The 1,101-nt window shown below is 66.5% G+C and carries 2 protein-coding genes; both read left to right on the forward strand.

Going from position 1 to position 1,101, the window contains the following annotated elements; translation table 11 throughout:
* The first annotated feature begins 172 nt into the window (after positions 1-172).
* On the forward strand, positions 173-826 hold the full coding sequence (locus NR072_RS09120) for a hypothetical protein (RefSeq protein ID WP_256836942.1): 654 nt from the start codon (positions 173-175) through the stop codon (positions 824-826).
* Positions 827-865: 39 nt separating this feature from the next.
* Positions 866-1,072: a hypothetical protein gene (locus NR072_RS09125; protein ID WP_256836940.1), complete on the forward strand. Its 207-nt coding sequence runs from the start codon at positions 866-868 to the stop codon at positions 1,070-1,072.
* The last annotated feature ends 29 nt before the right edge of the window (positions 1,073-1,101 follow it).

The following is a 1,101-nucleotide window of genomic DNA, read 5'->3' on the forward strand; positions in this document are numbered from 1 at the left end:
CCGTCAGCGGGTCATTCCCTGGCCACCTATGGGCAGCTTTTCATGGCCGCTTACACCCACGGACTGGGAGGGGCCGGCGGCAGCCGATGACGACGGACAGACGGGGACTACGCTGCCCTACGTCGACCCGGGGGTCGCCGAGGAACTCGCGGGCGAGGGTCCGCCGGTGTGGATGGGCACGCGGTGGCGGGAGATCGAGGCTGAGCGCCAGTGGGAGGCGTGGAACACGCTGCGTCGCTGGGTGGACTGGTTCGTGGCCGAGTACCGGCTGGTGACCTCGGTGGTGCCGCCTTGCTGGTACAAGCACTCGGACCTCACCGCCGAGCTGTATGCGGCGATGTGCATGGAGTACAAGGTCTGGGAGGAACAGGCTCCGGGGCTGGGGCCGATGATGATGTGGCACCCGCACGTGGAGATGCTCACCGCGCGTCTGCGCCGCATGGTGGATGAGGCCGGCTGCGCGAAGACCGGGGCGCATAAGGAGCCCGAGGCGTACGGGGATCGGCCAGCGTTCACGTTGGACTACGACGAGGACGACTTCACGGCCTGGGCGGGCACCACCCGTGAACAGGACACTCTCGAACGGCCTGAAGAAGGTGTGCAGTACCTACGCGCCCGTGTGCTCAACGGCGACGGGGACGAGGTGGCTGTGTCGAATCCCGTGGGCCTGGCGGCTCGGCGTACGCCGTCGAAGGTGACCGCTGAGGTGGTGACGACGTCTTCCACTCCGGCAGAGCCGAGCGTGCGCGTGCTCGTGTCGAGTACGGACCCGAGCCTGGAGATCGAGTGGCAAACCTCCGACGATGGCTTGGCCTGGAGGAGTTGAGCTTGCCCTGATGGCTGGGCGACGGGTCATCATGAGGCCATGAGTGATGAGAGAAGGGGACGCAAGGTGGAAAGCGGAGACGAGCGTGGGCGGGTGGATTTGGGATTGGTGCGGGAGCATTTCGCGGTGCGCCGGGACCAGCTGCGGGAGATCGCTGATTTGCGGGACGGCGGGCAGTTCATCACCGTTCGGGGTCAGCGGTTCTGGCTGACGACGCCGAGCGGGCGTGTCAACTTGTCTGTGTAAGCGGGGTGGTCACAGGTAGGGGTTGATCC

The organism is Micrococcus sp. Mcc89, assembly GCF_024519795.1.
GTDB classification, from domain to species: domain Bacteria; phylum Actinomycetota; class Actinomycetes; order Actinomycetales; family Micrococcaceae; genus Micrococcus; species Micrococcus luteus.